Annotated in this window: 14 protein-coding genes; 4 read left to right on the top strand and 10 right to left on the bottom strand. The window is 53.3% G+C overall.

The annotated features are described in order from the left end of the window. Positions 1–153 precede the first annotated feature (153 nt). Positions 154–1,107, top strand: coding sequence for an HTH-type transcriptional regulator Cbl (gene cbl, locus CKQ54_RS14690; RefSeq protein WP_120162544.1), 954 nt, complete (start codon positions 154–156; stop codon positions 1,105–1,107). Between the two features lie 235 nt (positions 1,108–1,342). On the opposite strand, the gene CKQ54_RS14685 is transcribed toward cbl, so the two are convergent. Both CKQ54_RS14685 and CKQ54_RS14680 read right to left on the bottom strand, forming a co-directional pair. Next, positions 1,343–3,286 carry an exoribonuclease II gene (locus CKQ54_RS14685; protein WP_120162545.1) on the bottom strand — a complete coding sequence of 648 codons (1,944 nt, stop codon included), beginning with the start codon at positions 3,284–3,286 and terminating at the stop codon, positions 1,343–1,345. Between the two features lie 149 nt (positions 3,287–3,435). Continuing rightward, positions 3,436–5,742 carry an FdhF/YdeP family oxidoreductase gene (locus CKQ54_RS14680; RefSeq protein ID WP_120162546.1) on the bottom strand — a complete coding sequence of 769 codons (2,307 nt, stop codon included), beginning with the start codon at positions 5,740–5,742 and terminating at the stop codon, positions 3,436–3,438. Positions 5,743–6,201: 459 nt separating this feature from the next. On the opposite strand from CKQ54_RS14680, the gene CKQ54_RS14675 reads away from it, so the two are divergent. After that, entirely contained in the window at positions 6,202–7,371 is a 1,170-nt protein-coding gene (locus CKQ54_RS14675) for a serine hydrolase (RefSeq protein WP_120162547.1), read from the top strand. A gap of 175 nt (positions 7,372–7,546) precedes the next feature. Here CKQ54_RS14675 and CKQ54_RS14670 read toward each other — a convergent pair whose 3' ends face one another. The 5 genes from CKQ54_RS14670 to CKQ54_RS14650 form a co-directional block, all read right to left on the bottom strand. Then, positions 7,547–7,774, bottom strand: a complete 228-nt coding sequence (locus CKQ54_RS14670) for a hypothetical protein (RefSeq protein ID WP_015697366.1) — start codon at positions 7,772–7,774, stop codon at positions 7,547–7,549. Positions 7,775–7,965: 191 nt separating this feature from the next. Further along, on the bottom strand, positions 7,966–8,904 hold the full coding sequence (locus tag CKQ54_RS14665; RefSeq protein ID WP_120162548.1) for an ABC transporter substrate-binding protein: 939 nt from the start codon (positions 8,902–8,904) through the stop codon (positions 7,966–7,968). Positions 8,905–8,913: 9 nt separating this feature from the next. Then, complete coding sequence (locus tag CKQ54_RS14660) at positions 8,914–10,011, bottom strand: LLM class flavin-dependent oxidoreductase (RefSeq protein WP_120162549.1); 1,098 nt, start codon at positions 10,009–10,011, stop codon at positions 8,914–8,916. 275 nt (positions 10,012–10,286) lie between these two features. Continuing rightward, positions 10,287–10,580 (bottom strand): DUF1161 domain-containing protein, encoded by a 294-nt coding sequence (locus tag CKQ54_RS14655; protein ID WP_120162550.1) that lies wholly within the window; start codon positions 10,578–10,580, stop codon positions 10,287–10,289. A gap of 135 nt (positions 10,581–10,715) precedes the next feature. Further along, the gene (locus tag CKQ54_RS14650) at positions 10,716–11,084 is read right to left on the bottom strand and encodes a DUF1283 family protein (protein ID WP_112288582.1); all 369 of its coding nucleotides are present in this window, start codon (positions 11,082–11,084) and stop codon (positions 10,716–10,718) included. Between the two features lie 132 nt (positions 11,085–11,216). Here CKQ54_RS14650 and CKQ54_RS14645 point away from each other — a divergent pair, with 132 nt between their 5' ends. Further along, positions 11,217–11,543, top strand: a complete 327-nt coding sequence (locus tag CKQ54_RS14645; RefSeq protein ID WP_112288581.1) for a YnfA family protein — start codon at positions 11,217–11,219, stop codon at positions 11,541–11,543. 4 nt (positions 11,544–11,547) lie between these two features. Here the strand turns inward: CKQ54_RS14645 and CKQ54_RS14640 are convergent, their stop codons facing one another. Continuing rightward, positions 11,548–12,453, bottom strand: coding sequence for a LysR family transcriptional regulator (locus CKQ54_RS14640; RefSeq protein ID WP_112288580.1), 906 nt, complete (start codon positions 12,451–12,453; stop codon positions 11,548–11,550). 310 nt (positions 12,454–12,763) lie between these two features. On the opposite strand from CKQ54_RS14640, the gene CKQ54_RS14635 reads away from it, so the two are divergent. Next, positions 12,764–14,059, top strand: coding sequence for an NCS2 family permease (locus CKQ54_RS14635; RefSeq protein ID WP_112288579.1), 1,296 nt, complete (start codon positions 12,764–12,766; stop codon positions 14,057–14,059). Positions 14,060–14,191: 132 nt separating this feature from the next. On the opposite strand, the gene ydfG is transcribed toward CKQ54_RS14635, so the two are convergent. Then, a complete protein-coding gene (gene ydfG / locus CKQ54_RS14630) occupies positions 14,192–14,941 on the bottom strand; it encodes a bifunctional NADP-dependent 3-hydroxy acid dehydrogenase/3-hydroxypropionate dehydrogenase YdfG (protein WP_112288578.1) in 750 nt (249 codons plus the stop codon). Positions 14,942–15,066: 125 nt separating this feature from the next. Continuing rightward, the gene (locus CKQ54_RS14625) at positions 15,067–16,122 is read right to left on the bottom strand and encodes an aldo/keto reductase (RefSeq protein WP_120162551.1); all 1,056 of its coding nucleotides are present in this window, start codon (positions 16,120–16,122) and stop codon (positions 15,067–15,069) included. Positions 16,123–16,131: the final 9 nt, after the last annotated feature.

The following is a 16,131-nucleotide window of genomic DNA, read 5'->3' as shown; positions in this document are numbered from 1 at the left end:
TGCACCCTGACATAAACGCCCCCTGACGGCGTTTTTTTACGAGTGTCATCCCTCCGTTAGTCAGAAAAAGCATAAGACACAGCTTTTTCTTATTTGTCTGGCATAGCAACAGATCGTAACAATAGGGTTTTGGCAAGCAAGAGGCAGACAGCGGTGAACTTTCAACAACTCAAAATTATACGGGAATCAGCGCGATGCAATTACAACCTGACTGAAGTCTCGAACATGTTATTCACTTCACAGTCAGGGGTCAGCCGCCATATCCGCGAGCTGGAGGATGAGCTGGGCGTTGAGATATTTATCCGTCGTGGTAAGCGTTTGCTGGGGCTGACGGAGCCCGGTAAAGAGTTGCTGGCTGTTGCCGAAAGGATCCTCAACGAAGCCCAGAACATTCGCCGTCTGGCCGATGTTTTCTCGAAAGAGGACGCTGGCGTTCTGACTATTGCCACGACACATACCCAGGCGCGTTACAGCCTGCCAAAAGTCATCAAAGCGTTCCGCGCGATTTATCCCGGCGTTCGTCTGGAATTACATCAGGGCTCGCCACAGGAAGTCCTTGCGATGTTGCTGAGCGGACAGGCGGATGTGGCCATTGCCAGTGAAAAACTGATGAACGACCCGGCTGTGGCGGCGTTTCCCTATTACCGCTGGCACCACGCGATAGTGGTTCCGCAAGGGCATCCGCTGACGTTGCAGCACCCGGTGACATTGCAGCATCTCAGTGAACAGCCGTTAATCACTTATCGTCAGGGGATCACCGGCCGCTCGCGTCTCGATGAAGCGTTCAGCCGCGCCGCGCTCACCGCCGACATCGTGCTCAGCGCTCAGGATTCCGATGTGATTAAAACCTACGTCGAGTTAGGGCTGGGTGTGGGGATCCTGGCGGATAAAGCGTTCGAAGCTGCCCGTGATACTGGCCTTCAGCTGATTAACGCCGAGCATTTGTTCGAAGCGAACACCGTCTGGCTGGGGCTGAAAAAATCGCAATTGCAACGTAACTACGTCTGGCGGTTTATTGAATTGTGTAATCCGGGACTGTCGGTGAATGAGATTAAAGAGAAGGTGTTTACGACGGGGGGAGAACCGGTAATTGACTACCAGATCTGAGAGAACGGGCTGGCTTTTCGCTCCTCCCCCTGCGAAGGGGGAGGTTGGGAGGGGGTATAGCAAACGAAATTAATGCCAAAGCATACTTCAACTGTTTGATTTGTCAGTAATACCCCACCCCAACCCTCCCCTTCGCAGGGGAGGGAGTTGACAGAGCACTTTCTCAGCAATGCCTCTTTTGGGCATAAAAAAACCGGTCCTGAGACCGGTTTTTTACATTCGCTAAAAGCGAAACCTAGGCTGCCGGTTTGGCAATCACATTGCGATTTTCCATGCGAACTTCCGCAATGTTCACATCAATGATGTCGCTCTGACGGTAGGCCACTTCGCCTTTGATCAGCACGGTGCCGGTATCAGCGCTGCATACCAGTTCGTCGCGCACACTGTGCAGGAACGGAGCAGGGATGAACGCCACGGCGCCGATATCTTGCAGACGCACTCGCAGACCGCCACGGGTGACATCGATGATTTCAGCGCTGAATTTAATGTCAGTGCCGACTTTATCTTCCAGATAACGCGCATACAGCCAGTCACCAACATCGCGCTCGGCCATGCGGTTGGCACGGCGGCGTTCTGCCAGCTGAACAGTCATCTCGTCCTGAGGTTTCTCAGCAGACTGTTGCAGGATCATCGCTTTAAGCAGACGGTGGTTCACCATGTCGCCGTATTTACGGATTGGCGATGTCCAGGTGGCGTAAGCTTCCAGACCCAGACCGTAATGCGGCCCAGGGGTGGTGCTGATTTCTGCAAAAGTCTGGAAACGACGGATACGGCTGTCGAGGAACTGCGTTGGCAGCGCATCCAGTTTACGGCGCAATGCGCAGAAACCTGGCAGTGTCAGCAGTTCTTCAGCATTAGCTTCCACGTCGTTGGCCTGCAACACGGTCACTGCGTTTTCTACCAGCAGCGGATCAAAACCGGTATGCACGTTGTAAACGCCGAAACCGAGGCTGTCACGCAGGGCGATAGCCGCACAGACGTTGGCGGCAATCATCGATTCTTCCACGATGCGGTTAGCGATACGACGATGTTCAGCGACGATTTCCAGCACGTTGCCTTTCTCACCTAACACGAAGCGGTAATCAGGACGATCTTTGAATACCAGCGCGTGCTCGGTGCGCCATGCGCTGCGCACGTCACAGACGCGTTTCAGCAGACGGATCTGAGAAGCAATGACATCGCTGGCCGGTTGCCATTCGCTTTTCTCATCCGCTTCAAGCCAGTCAGACACATCGTCGTAAGCCAGTTTGGCTTTGGATTCGATGGTCGCGGCGAAGAAGCGAATATCACTGCCCAGTGCGCCATCGGTGCCCAGCGTCACAGAGCACGCCAGAACCGGACGGCTGACGTCCGGCCACAGGGAACAGATATCATCAGACAATTCACGCGGCAGCATCGGGATGTTGAAGCCCGGCAGATAGTTAGTGAATGCGCGTTTTTTGGCAATATTGTCGAGATCGCTGCCTTCACTGACGTAAGCCGTCGGGTCAGCAATCGCGATAGTCATTTGCAGGGTGCCGTCGCCGTTGTCTTTCACATACAGCGCGTCATCCATGTCCTGCGTGCTGCCGCTGTCGATGGTGACGAATGGCAGGGCAGTCAGATCTTCGCGGGTCAGGCCTTCATCGCGCAGTTCAGCGATGTCAGATTTTGGCGCTTCACGTTCGAGATTATGACGTGCCAGCGTTACCCACCACGGGGCGAGATCGTCGGTGCCGGTGGTGATCCATTCGGTGATTTCAGCCTGGAAGCTGTGATCGCCTTCTTTCAGCGGATGGCGGCGCATTTCAGCCACACACCAGTCGCCGTCGCTCACTTCATGATTGATATTGCGGGCAACACGACACTGAATGGAATCACGTAATAAAGGATGGTCCGGGATAATGGAAAGACGGTCGTCTTTCTTGGTCACGCGGCCTACAAAGCGGCTGAGGAACGGCTCAACCAGCGTTTCGGGCTGGACGATTTCACGCTCTTTCTCAGTTTGCAGGGAGGCAATGACGCGATCCCCGTGCATGACTTTTTTCATGTACGGAGGCGGAATGAAATAGCTTTTTTGACCGTCTACTTCAAGAAAGCCAAAGCCTTTCTCAGTGCCTTTCACAATGCCTTCGACACGTGGAGTCTGAGAGTGAAGTTGCTGTTTTAGCTGCGCGAGCAGCGGGTTATCTTGAAACATATCGTCCAGAGAATTGGGGGTTAATGTGGCTCGATTAGCGGCAGACAGTTTTACGCGATCTGGCCCCTTCGGGCAAGCGGCATCTACCCCTTTCGCCTCATAACCCTGAAGCGAAAGGGGAGATTTGCGCGATGGTGCGCAAGTCTGACTTAAGCGATACGTTGCAGGTCGACTTTTTGCTCGCAGCGACGGATAGTCACCGGAACAGCTTTGGAGGTCGGGGTGTGGGTCTGGTCGCCAAAACTGGAGATCGGCACCAGCGGATTGGTTTCCGGATAATAAGCCGCCAGATTACCGCGCGGAATGTCGTAACTGACCAGTTTGAAGCCGGTAACTTTACGCTCGATACCGTCGTTCCACAGCGTTTCTATTTCCACCAGTTCGCCGTCTTTCAGGCCTAAATCAGCCAGATCCTGCGGATGGATGAACAGCACTTCGCGCTGGCCGTAAACGCCACGGTAACGGTCATCAAGGCCGTAAATGGTGGTGTTGTACTGGTCGTGCGAACGCAACGTTTGCAGGGTGAACGGCGCATTTTGATCGCCCATCGGGATCAGCACGTCCGGCAACGGGGACGCGCTGAAATTCGCCTTGCCGCTGAGCGTGTTGAAATTCAGTTCCGCTGCCGCATTGCCCAGATAGAAGCCGCCTTTGATATCGCAGCGTGCATTGAAATCTTTAAAGCCCGGAATGGTCGCTTCGATGTGGTCGCGGATCAGGTTGTAATCGTCAGCCAGCGCCATCCAGTCGAGGTATTTATCACCGAGAACGGCATTGGCGATACCGCAGACAATCGCGGTTTCGGAACGTTGTTCTTTCGATAACGGAATGCCGACGCCTTCGGACGCATGCACCATGCTGAAGGAGTCTTCAACGGTGATGAACTGCGAACCGGTGGCTTGCATATCCAGCTCAGTACGCCCCAGTGTTGGCAGGATCAGTGCTTCTTTGCCCGGTGTCAGGTGAGAGCGGTTGAGTTTGGTGCTGATTTGCACTGACAACTCAAGATTACTCAGCGCCCGTTCGGTGCGCGGTGTGTCCGGTGCCGCTGCTGCCAGATTACCGCCGAGGCAGATCAGAACTTTGGCTTCTTTACGCAGCATCGCTTCCAGCGCTTCAACGGTGTTGTGGCCCGGCACGCGTGGTGGCGTGAATTTAAAGTGGCTTTCCATGGCATCGAGCAACGCTTTTGGTGCTTTTTCATCGATGCCCATGGTGCGGTTGCCCTGCACGTTACTGTGGCCGCGAACCGGACACAGACCGGCACCCGGTTTACCGAGCTGACCAAACAGCAGTTGCAGGTTAGTGATTTCACGCACGGTCGGAACGGAGTGTTTATGCTGCGTTATGCCCATCGCCCAGGTACAAATCACGCGTTCGGCGTTCATATAAATAGACGCTGCTTCACGCAGATCCTGTTCGCTCAGACCGGACTGTTCGGTGATTTTTTCCCAGCTGGTGGCATCCACGACGGCCAGATACTCATCCACGCCAACGCTGTTAGCCGCAATAAAATCTTCATCGAAAAGGGAGGGCTGACCGGAAGCGATACGCTCACGGTGAGTCTGCAACAGCGCTTTGACGATACCGCGCACGGCGGCCATATCGCCACCAAGATTGGGCTGATAATACGCCGCACTGATGCGACCGGCTTTAGGTGTGACCACTTCCAGCGGTTTTTGCGGATCGGCAAAACGTTCCAGACCACGCTCACGCAAGGTGTTAAAACTCACCACTTTTGCGCCACGGTCAGAAGCATGACGCAGGCTGTGCAGCATACGCGGATGGTTGGTGCCCGGATTCTGGCCAAAGACGAAAATGGCATCGGCTTTTTCAAAGTCATCCAGACGGATAGTGCCTTTACCGACGCCGATACTTTGTTTCAGGCCGACACCGCTGGCTTCGTGACACATGTTTGAGCAGTCAGGGAAGTTGTTAGTACCGAACATGCGGCCGAAGACCTGATACAGATACGAGGCTTCGTTACTGGCGCGGCCGGAGGTGTAAAAATCTGCCTGATCCGGGTTTTCCAGACCTTTCAGATGACTGGCGATCAGCGCAAATGCGGCGTCCCAGCTGACAGGTTCATAATGATCAGTTTCGCGGTTATAGCGCATCGGGTGAGTCAGGCGCCCCTGGTATTCCAGGAAATAATCGCTTTGTTCGCGCAGCTTGCTCACGCTGTGTTGGGCGAAGAATTCAGGCTCAACGGCTTTACGGGTGGCTTCCCAGCTGACGGCTTTCGCGCCGTTTTCACAGAAGCTGAAGGTGCTGTGGTTATCATCGCCCCAGGCACAGCCCGGACAGTCAAATCCGCGACCTTTGTTAACACGCATCAGGTTACGCAGATTAGACAGAACTTTTTTACTGTCGAAGACGAAACGGGTGGTTGATTCCAGTGCACCCCAGCCGCCGGCCGCGCCGTGGTAGGGTTTGATCTCAGTTTTGAATTTCATAATTATGCTTCGCAGGTGATTTTTGTCTGATTTTAAACAACCGCAACGATGAATTGTTAACCGGATTGTTAATTTTATGTCACAAGTTTAGGAGGGGTATGCGCTGCCGTCTAATCGAATGCCATGATGGTGTGATAGAAGCGCTCTATCGCAGGAAAATATCGGGGAATAACGCAAATAGCGTCTAAAAATCAGGGGCGGGAGCGCACTGCCAATCAGTTTGAAAACAGCGGGTTGTGATAATGAAAACTAATGACCTCGCGCGATGTGGTTTTCGGCTGAAATTAACACAAGTTGTAACAGTATCGTTTCATTATGAAATGCTTAGCAAAAGACTAAGGGTTTTTCTGCGAGTAGTTTTAGTGCAACCTATGCCGCAGATTTTGAATCCATAGGTTTTTTGTATAGAGTGCGGCTCAGTTTATGCCCCGACTCTGTAGCGCGTTTAAGGAAGATTCAGTGAAACGTAGTGTAATTAGTGTCTTATCTTGTGTATTGATGTTCTCCGCAGGCAGTGCGAAAGCAATCGCACCACTGGATTTCCCTGTTGTCCCGCCGAGCATTGATGCAGCTTCTTTTGTGCTGATGGATTATGCCAGTGGTGATGTGCTGGCCGCCGGCAACCCGGACGACCGCCGCAATCCGGCAAGCCTGACCAAACTGATGACAGGTTATGTCATTGACCGCGCACTGGATCATAAAAAAATCGCCATGGACGATGTGGTCACCGTGCCTCAGGAAGCCTGGGTTGCTGGTAACAAGAGCCTGGAAGGTTCTTCGCTGATGTTCCTCAAACCGGGTGACCGTGTGAGCGTGCGTGATCTGATCCGCGGCATCATCATCACTTCCGGCAACGATGCCTGTGTGGCGATGGCCGATTATGTCGCGGGCAGCCAGGACTCATTCGTCGGCATGATGAACCAATACGTCACCAGCCTCGGCCTGACCAATACGCATTTCGAAACCGTCCACGGTCTGGATGCACCGGGTCAGTACACCACGTCTTATGACCTCGCGAAGCTGTCCCGCGCCATTATCGGCGGTGAGCCTGAGGAATATCGTATGTATGCCGAGAAATCGCTGACGTACGACAACATCACCCAGCAAAACCGTAATGGCCTGCTGTGGGATAAAAACCTGCAGGTGGATGGCCTGAAAACCGGTCACACCGAAAGCGCCGGTTTCAACATCATCGCCTCTGCGACGCAGGGTGATCGCCGTCTGATTGCCGTTGTCATGGGCGGTAAAAGCTCAAAAGGGCGCGAAGAACAGGCGCGTAAACTGCTGACCTGGGGTTTCCGCGAATACACCAGCAAACAGATTTTCAAAGCGGGTCAGACCGTTTCGGATGAGCACGTCTGGTTTGGTGCCGCTCCTCAGGTGAAAGTAGGTTCCCTCAGCGATGTGTTTATCAGCGTGCCGCAGGCTGACGCCGATAAACTGAAAGCGCAGTATGTGCTGACCAATCCGCAGATTGACGCGCCACTGAAAAAAGGCCAGGAGCTCGGCAACATTAATATCGTGGATAACGGCAAAGTCATCAAAACCGTGCCGCTGGTGGCACTGGAAGATGTCGCAGAAGGCGGCATCATCAGCCGTGCGATTGATTACGTGAAACTGAAAATCTGATTCGATTTTCTGAACGTAAAAGGCGCCGCAGCGGCGCCTTTTTTGTCCCTGAGATTCACATCAGACTTCCCGGCCTGAAAATCGAGAATTGTCACAAATGATTGTTAACATGGTGTAATTGATTTTGAAGCCACCGGACGAATGGCTCACATCCGGCCGGTGAGTGTGCAAAATTTCAGAAAACTTTGGAGGAGAAATCGGTTTTCACTTCGCTTTCGATGTAGGTATTTAAGCCCCATCCGGCACGGGCCAGTTCCTTCATCTTCTCAAGATGCTCAGGGCCGGGATGGCGGATGTCGTAGAGATAAACGTGGTTATTCTTGAAACGGACTTTGATTGAATTGGCATCAATCTGGAAGCTGACGACCTGTGAATCACCGCTTTTATTGGCGTAATTTTCCATGCTGCATCCTGTTAGCTAAGCCTGATTTCTGGCGACGTCTTCTATTAACCACGTCCGGTTTTCAGTTACAGGGTGATAGTTCACATTATCAGCACGTTAAGTCAGGATGATTGGCGTAATGAATGGCGGGCGGCAGAAATAGCGAGGTGAACCGGCACCTGCTGATTGCCGGTGCCGTCGTTTTGATGCGGCTATTTCAGCAGGAACGAGTGATCAAACGTACCGGTGACATTCAGAGCGACGGGCAACAATCCCTGCTCATGATAGAAATCCGCCGTTTGCTGTTGCTGCGTTTCAGTCGCGGCATCAATCGGTTGCCAGTAGGATTTACGTCGCTCAAACCCGAGTTTCGCCGCATCCAGCGGGAAGCCGATGATTTTCGCCAGCTTCTCGCTATAAGCATCCAGATTCTTATATGCCCAGATTTGCGCATCGCTCAGACGTTGCAGGTAGTCGGCAATCGCCTCACGTTTGGCTTTATCTTTAAGCGCGGTATCTGTTGCCGCCAGGAAACTGTTGCCTGACCACAAACCACGGCCATTCACCAGAACCCGCAGATGATCCTGTGTTTCGGCGAAAGCGGTGTAGGGTTCCCACGTAGCCCAGACATCCACAGAACCCTGGGTCAGCGCCAGTTTGGCATCGCTAGGCGGCAGGAAACGGAAGGTCACGTCTTTGGCCGTCAGTCCGGCAGATGCCAGCGCTTTTAGCGCCACGAAATGCCCGATGGAACCGCGGTTCGTGGCAATACTTTTACCTTTTAAATCTGCCGCACTTTTAATCGGGCTGTCCGGTTTTACCAGCAGCGCGGTGCCATAAGCATCCGATTTATCCACGGCAATGGCTTTCACTTGCGCGCCTGCGGCTTCGGCAAATAACAGGGGGGCATCACCGATAATACCGACGTCCACCGCCTGCGCATTCAGCGCTTCAGCCAGCGGTGCGGCGGCAGGAAATTCTGACCACTCAATTTTGTACGGCAGATTATCCAGTTTATTGGCCGCCTCCAGTTGCGCGCGCATATTGCCTTTCTGGTCGGCCACCCGCAGGGTGATTTGTTCGGCATTGACCGCAAAGGCGCTGCCAATCAGCGAAACCAGCAGCAGAAGATTTTTCACATTCACTCGCATCAGGGTTCCTTATACCAGCGTGGTGGCGGCGGTTTTATTTTGTGCCTGACGTGCAGCGATTTTCTGCTTAGTCAGCGGGATCAGACTTTTACCGTATTCGGTGGCGTCATTGAGCGGATCAAAACCGCGGATCAGGAACGTGGTGATCCCCAGTTCGTAATATTTCAGCAGGGCATCGGAGACTTGTTCCGGCGTGCCGACCAGCGCGGTGGAGTTTGAACCGCCGCCAATCAGTCCGGCAATGCCGGTCCACAGGCAGGAATCCAGACGGTCGCCTTGTGCTACTGCCTTCAGTAAACGCTGTGCGCCGACACTTTGCGGTTTAGCCGCCAGCGCCTGACCTTTTTCAGCCTGTTGTGCGGTGGCTTTCGCGAGGATTTCGTCGGCTTTGGCCCAGGCTTCTTCCTCGGTTTTACCGAGGATCGGGCGGAATGAAATACTAAAATCGATCTCCCGCTGATGTTTTGCCGCAGACGCTTTCACCGCTGCGACCGTTTCCGCAGCACTTTCCAGCGGCTCGCCCCAAAGCGCGAACACATCTGCCTGTTTTCCGGCAACGCGAATGGCGTCATCAGAAGATCCGCCGAAAAATACCGGCAGCTTTTTCTGATATGGCTTAATGGCGGAGAAGGCGTTTTCCGCCTGATAAAACTCACCCTGATGATCAAAGCCCGTTTCCGAATACCAGCTCTGTTTCAGCACATCGATATATTCGTCCGTGCGCTGATAGCGGCCAGATTTCGGTTCGAAATCACCGTCACGACGCTGTTCGGCGTCACTGCCGCCGCTGATGATATGCACGGCGACGCGTCCTTCCAGCAGGTGATCCAGCGTGGCAAGTTTGCGCGCTGCCAGTGTCGGGGCGACAAAGCCCGGACGATGTGCCAGCAGAAAATGGATACGGGAAGTGCTGGCACCGGCGTGCGCCGCGACCAGAAATGCGTCAGGCTGATCGGAGGCGTAAGCCACCAGAATGCGGTCAAAACCGGCATCTTCATGCGCTCTGGCGAAATCGGCGATGTATTTTTTATCGAAAATCGGACCTGTCGGCGGGATGATTTCAGAAGCCAGACGATGGCCGATCATACCAATAAATTGCACGCTCATAAGCTGTCACTCCTCAGATGAGGCCAGCGAATGAAGGTCTGCGCTGGCAGGAGATATCACCTTAAACGGCAACCTACTATGTGAGAAATTCATTATCTTCATAAGCTAATATGAAAAATGTGCATTACAGGATGCGAGAGAAATAAACGGAGTTAACCAGCGGGATCGCACGGGTGAATTATTTTCGGGAGAAGGGTGTAAAAGGGGGGTATCAGAGATTAACCCTCCCTCTGAAAGAGGAAGGGGCGGAGCAAAACGATTCCGTGATTGCTATGTTACTGGGAATCCTGGCTGGTGCCGGTTTTCGGGCTGGCAGCAGAGGTGTCTCCCGCATCCGCAGTTTTGGTGTAAACAATTTTCTGGCTGTCATTACCGCAATGGCCGACGACCTGACCACCGCTCTGGTCAGCCTGATCGTTAGGAACGATGTCCAGTTTGAACCCGGATTCAGGCAAACCGTTTGCCACAATTTTTTGGGTAATGTCTGCTTTGACGCTTTCACAGGATGCCTGTGCCATCAGAGGTGCAAACATCACGACAGCGAGACCAGCTAAGAGTGTCTTTTTCATCATTCATTCCTTTTATGAGAACCGGCGAATTACTTATTATGAGAAGAAAATAATTATCTAAAGAATAAGTTTAGCAGATATGCCGTGGCGGTAAGATTTACCGCCACGGGTGAGAGACAATCTGGAAGGAAATTATTACGGCGCCATCAGCTGACGGCCTGTACGGCGGTCGAGGCAGCGTTCAGTGTTCGGTTCCCAGTACGCATTGATGTTTTGGCTGGCTTCACATTTATCGCGCAGATCTATGGCGTTGTCATATTTGGAGAAATCCTTCTCGTTGCGCTGATTTTTCATCGCACGCAGACGCTGGGTTTCATTCCACTGTTCTTTGCTCTGACGTGCTTCTTCGTTGGTCATGGCATCATTGCCGGTACCGCCAAAGACACAGGTTCCCCCCGCACAGTTGGTGGCAGCTTGCACAGGAACCTGCCAGCCGGCGGTCATGGCCAGCAAAGCAACAGGAAGCATGGCGCGCGTCAGTCGGGTTATAAACGTTGTATTCATTAGCTAATCCTTTTAATTTACACATCGCTCAGGCGAATCATTGAATTATAACACCCACCTGAATGGCGTCACCCTTTGCCTGTAAACTGGTTGATATCTTATTGAAGTCCGCACTGTAAACCTGGCTCAACTATGCTCAAAACATCTTTACTCTTCTTTGCCACGGCGCTGGCGGAAATCATAGGCTGCTTTTTACCTTATCTCTGGCTGCGCAAAGGGGGCAGTATATTGCTGCTGCTTCCGGCGGCTCTCAGTCTGGCGGCGTTTGTCTGGCTGCTGACCCTGCATCCGGCGGCGAGCGGCAGGGTATACGCGGCTTACGGCGGTGTGTATGTCATGACCGCGATGTTGTGGCTGCGGTTTATCGATGGCGTAAAACTCAGCACCACCGACTGGCTGGGCGCGTGCGTCGCGCTGGCGGGGATGCTGATCATCATTTCAGGCTGGAAAGCGTCATAAGCGATTACTGCGACAACCTTTCCATCAGCACAATGACTTTCTGAATCACGATTTGCGCAGCGCGGGACAGCTGACGGCGGGGCGCAACGCACAGAGCCAGCGTCAGCGGTTTGGCTGTCCGTCCCTGCAGCGGCACAAACGTCAGCCGCTTTTCCTGTAAATCAGGCAAAACATCCAGCAGGCTGAGCACGCCAACACCGGCACCTTTACGAATGAGTTCGCGCATCATGCGCACGTCATTACAGACGATCGATGGTGTTTCCAGCAGCTGATAGCGGTTGTACAGCAATCTGGCGCGGGCATTCACCATCAGCGGTTCCGAGGGAATGATCTGCCGGTAGGAGGCGATATCGCTGAAAGACAGCGATTCCTGTTGTGAAAGTTCGTGTCCTACCGGCATGGCAATGCCGATGGGTAATTCTGCGAAAGCCCGCACTTCAAGCCCGGTATGCTCCACCGGATCCAGTAACAATCCGAAATCAACCTCCGCCGAACTTACCTGTTCGCTTATATTCCGGCTGTCTTCTATACGAATATCAAATGTCAGATAAGGATGTTCTGCGCCCACTTCCGCAATCAGCTCCGCCACCATGCCTTCGCTGAGTGCTGCGATCATCGAAATAGTGACGTGTCCGCGCCGCAATCCCTGGATCTCATCGAACCGTTCCTTTGTGCGGGAAAATTCTTTTCGCCAGCGTCGGATGTCATCAAACAAAATTTCGCCCGCAGAGGTCAGTTTCAGGCCGGTGGGCAGGCGTTCGAATAATGGGGTTTCCAGCGTCTGTTCGGCCTGCAATATCTGCCGGTTTATGGCCGAGGCGGAGACATGCAGCACTTCTGCCGCTTTGCGCAAACTTCCTGTTCGGGCGACTTCAGTAAAATATTGCGAAAAACGGGAGAATGGGGACATGGGTGTACTAATTTATGCAGTGAATAAGTGAGATATCTATTATGGACTGCATCACTCAATTTTCCTAGATTGTGCGATGCCCCTTTGTAAAACAATCACCTCAGGTTGTTTTACAGTCAAAATGGGCAAATGACAGGGTTCGTCAAAACACGTTTTAGCTCGTGTGCCGCAATCAGTGATGGAAAGCGGGGCGAACGGTGGCATTTGCACCGCTGGCACATGATCGTGTTTTGAAAAACAACACTAATAACAAGCGTGCATGTTTGAAAACCAGACTCAACGTGATCATGCGACCAAGAGATACCTTCTCATGTTAGAAAAACTATTTAAGTTAAAAGCTCACCGTACCAACGTGCGGACTGAGATTGTGGCAGGACTGACTACATTTTTAGCAATGGCCTATATTCTGTTTGTTAACCCGTCTATTTTGGGCGCGACGGGGATGGATAAAGGCTCTGTATTTGTGGCAACTTGTCTTGCTGCCGCAATCGGTTCCGCACTGATGGGCTTTATCGCCAATTACCCGATCGCACTGGCGCCGGGGATGGGTTTGAACGCCTTCTTTACCTATACCGTCGTGTTGCACATGGGTTACACCTGGCAGATCGCATTGGGTGCAGTTTTCCTCTCGGCTTGTATTTTCTTCGCGTTATCTATTTTTAAAATCCGCGAATGGATTATCCGCAGTATTCCGTTGCCATTGCGTTCGGCGATTGCGGCGGGTATCGGCTTATTCCTGGCGCTGATTGCGCTGGAAAACGCCGGTATCGTCATTGCTAACCCGGCAACGCTGGTCGGTCTGGGCGACCTGACCAAGCCTGGCCCGCTGTTCGCGATGCTCGGCTTCATTCTGATTGTGGTGCTGGAAGCGCGTAAAATCACCGGTGCGGTGCTGATCGGCGTGCTGGCCGTGACTGTGCTGGCGATTGCCCTGGGGTATTCTCCGTTCGGTGGCGTGATGTCTATGCCTCCGTCGATTGCGCCAACCTTCATGCAGCTGGACATCAAGGGCGCATTCAACGTTTCGCTGATAAGCGTGGTGTTCGCGTTCCTGTTCGTGGATGTGTTCGATAACTCCGGAACCCTGATTGGCGTGACCAAACGTGCAGGGCTGGCGGATGAAGACGGCAATATCCCTAAAATGGGCCGTGCGCTGGTGGCTGACAGCGCCGCTGCGTTGTTTGGTTCTCTGCTGGGGACGTCGACAACCACCAGTTATATCGAATCCGCCGCGGGCGTGAGTGCCGGTGGACGTACCGGTCTGACAGCTATAGTGGTCGCAATTCTGTTCCTGCTGAGCCTGTTCTTCGCTCCGCTGGCGGGCAGTGTTCCGGCATTCGCAACCGCACCGGCGCTGCTGTTCATCGCGGTTCTGATGACCTCCGGTCTGGCAGAAATCGACTGGAAAGATATTACCGTTGCTGCACCGGTCACCGTGACTGCGCTGACCATGCCATTTACGTACTCCATTGCTAACGGTATCGCGTTTGGTTTCATCACCTGGACGCTGGCAAAACTGCTGACCGGTCGTGCGCGTGAACTGAATGCAGCGCTGATTGTGCTGTCCATTCTGTTCGTGATTAAACTGGGCTGGCTGAGCGCGTAATACGTATTCAGTTATCAGAAAGGCGCGGGCACGTTTGCCGCGCCTTTTTTGTTGGCCTGAGAAAATGCAGGAAATAAAACAGGTAATAAAAAAGCAGCCGAAGCTGCTTTTGTTTTAAATCAGGAAGCAGTATCACGCTTCGCGATGTACCTGCAAGCCTGCCAGAGACTGGCTGACTGGCATCATTTCAATGCTGTTGATGTTGACGTGCGCAGGCAGGGTTGAAACCCAGAATACCGATTCCGCGATATCTACAGCGGTGAGCGGGTTGGTGTTGTCATAGGTCTTGCTGACTTTCTCATCGTCGCCTTTGAAACGCACGTTAGAGAATTCAGTTCCGCCGCACAGGCCCGGTTCGATGTTGGTGACGCGCACATGGGTGCCATGCAAATCGGAGCGCAGATTCAGGCTGAACTGACGGACAAACGCTTTGGTTGCGCCGTAGACGTTACCGCCAGCATAAGGCCAGTTACCTGCGGTAGAACCGATGTTGATCACATGACCGATATCACGCTCTACCATGCCCGGCAGAACTGCGCGGGTCATGTACACCAGACCTTTGGTATTGGTGTCGATCATCTTGTCCCAGTCTTCCAGCGACGCTTTATCGGCTTTTTCAAGACCCAGCGCCAGACCGGCGTTGTTCACCAGCACGTCGATGTTACGCCAGTCAGCAGGCAGGCTGTCGATAGCGTCCTGAATGGAAGCGCGGTTAGTCACGTCCAGTTCTACTGCGTAAAGTGCGTCTCCCAGCTCGGCTTTCAGATCATCCAGGCGCTCTTTACGGCGACCGGTTGCAATCACTTTGTGGCCTTCTTTAACAAATCGACGTGCGATTTCTGCACCAAATCCGGCGGTAGCGCCGGTAACAAAAATAATCATCCCGGTATTCCTCTGTTTTAAGCAAGGTGCGCTTGAGGCGCACAAAAGAAACTCTGTAAGTATTAACACAAAAATAACGAGACCGGCATCATCAACCGGTCTCAGTGCGTATCATTTTGTTGCGGTTACTTTTTCAGATACGGCGCGATCAGCGATAAGTCCGCCGCAGAAAGGCGGTCGGGTGCGGTTTGCGCCTGATGCCAGTAAGGATACAACAAAGGCAACTGGCTGACTTTATTAAGTCTTTCAATTTCTTCGTTATTGAGGGTTAAGTCAGCGGCGAGCAGGTTGTCCTGCAGCTGTGCGTCAGTACGTGCGCCGACAATGACAGACGTGACTTGCGGACGGGCAATCAGCCACGCCAGCGCAATCTGCGCCGCAGACACACCGCGGGCTTCAGCGATTTCCACCAGCACATCGACCACATCGTACAGTGCGCTTTCATCGCGCACCGGCGGTTCGCCCCAGTCAGCCAGATGGCGCGTGCCTTCAGGTGCCGCCTGATTACGGCGATATTTACCGGAAAGCAGACCGCCCGCCAGCGGACTCCATACCAGTACGCCAAGTCCCTGATCTTGCGCCACCGGCAGCAGTTCATACTCAGCTTCACGCGCCTGCAGGGTGTAATGAATCTGCTGGCTGACGGGGCGGATATAATGATTCGCCTGCGCTACGCCCAGTGTTTTCATAATGTGCCAGGCGGAAAAGTTCGATACGCCGACGTAACGTACTTTGCCGCTGGAAACCAGATCGTCCAGCGCGCGCAGCGTCTCTTCCAGCGGCGTCAGGCCATCCCATTCATGCAACTGATACAAATCCAGATAATCGGTGTTAAGACGCTTCAGGCTGGCTTCACAGGCACGCAGAATATGGTGGCGGGATGAGCCGCGATCGTTCGGGCCTTCGCCCATCGGGAAGCGGGCTTTACTGGCGACCAGCACGTCGTGGCGTTTGCTGCCCAGCGCCTTGCCTAAAATCACCTCTGATTCACCGCCTGAATAGACATCCGCGGTATCGAACAGGTTAACGCCGGCATCGAGGCACAATCCAATCTGGCGCTGGGCGGTACCGACGTCAGTTTGTCCGGTTTTGGCAAATTTGCCCTGACCACCAAACGTCATGGTGCCCAGGCTGAGAACTGAAACTTTCAGACCAGAATGGCCTAACAAACGGTATTCCATGGTATTTCT

The organism is Rahnella variigena, from assembly GCF_003610915.1.
Taxonomy (GTDB): Bacteria; Pseudomonadota; Gammaproteobacteria; order Enterobacterales; family Enterobacteriaceae; genus Rahnella; species Rahnella variigena.
Note: the sequence above shows the minus strand (reverse complement) of the source record. Positions and strands in the feature narration are given on the sequence as shown.

Excerpts from the sequence above, each read along its gene's own strand:
- CKQ54_RS14640 (WP_112288580.1), bottom strand. The coding sequence starts at position 12,453 with ATGTCCCCATTCTCCCGTTTTTCGCAATATTTTACTGAAGTCGCCCGA.
- ydfG (WP_112288578.1), bottom strand. The coding sequence starts at position 14,941 with ATGATTATTTTTGTTACCGGCGCTACCGCCGGATTTGGTGCAGAAATC.
- CKQ54_RS14650 (WP_112288582.1), bottom strand. The coding sequence starts at position 11,084 with ATGAATACAACGTTTATAACCCGACTGACGCGCGCCATGCTTCCTGTT.
- CKQ54_RS14655 (WP_120162550.1), bottom strand. The coding sequence starts at position 10,580 with ATGAAAAAGACACTCTTAGCTGGTCTCGCTGTCGTGATGTTTGCACCT.
- CKQ54_RS14635 (WP_112288579.1), top strand. The coding sequence starts at position 12,764 with ATGTTAGAAAAACTATTTAAGTTAAAAGCTCACCGTACCAACGTGCGG.
- CKQ54_RS14665 (WP_120162548.1), bottom strand. The coding sequence starts at position 8,904 with ATGCGAGTGAATGTGAAAAATCTTCTGCTGCTGGTTTCGCTGATTGGC.
- CKQ54_RS14625 (WP_120162551.1), bottom strand. The coding sequence starts at position 16,122 with ATGGAATACCGTTTGTTAGGCCATTCTGGTCTGAAAGTTTCAGTTCTC.
- CKQ54_RS14680 (WP_120162546.1), bottom strand. The coding sequence starts at position 5,742 with ATGAAATTCAAAACTGAGATCAAACCCTACCACGGCGCGGCCGGCGGC.
- CKQ54_RS14645 (WP_112288581.1), top strand. The coding sequence starts at position 11,217 with ATGCTCAAAACATCTTTACTCTTCTTTGCCACGGCGCTGGCGGAAATC.
- CKQ54_RS14685 (WP_120162545.1), bottom strand. The coding sequence starts at position 3,286 with ATGTTTCAAGATAACCCGCTGCTCGCGCAGCTAAAACAGCAACTTCAC.
- CKQ54_RS14670 (WP_015697366.1), bottom strand. The coding sequence starts at position 7,774 with ATGGAAAATTACGCCAATAAAAGCGGTGATTCACAGGTCGTCAGCTTC.
- CKQ54_RS14660 (WP_120162549.1), bottom strand. The coding sequence starts at position 10,011 with ATGAGCGTGCAATTTATTGGTATGATCGGCCATCGTCTGGCTTCTGAA.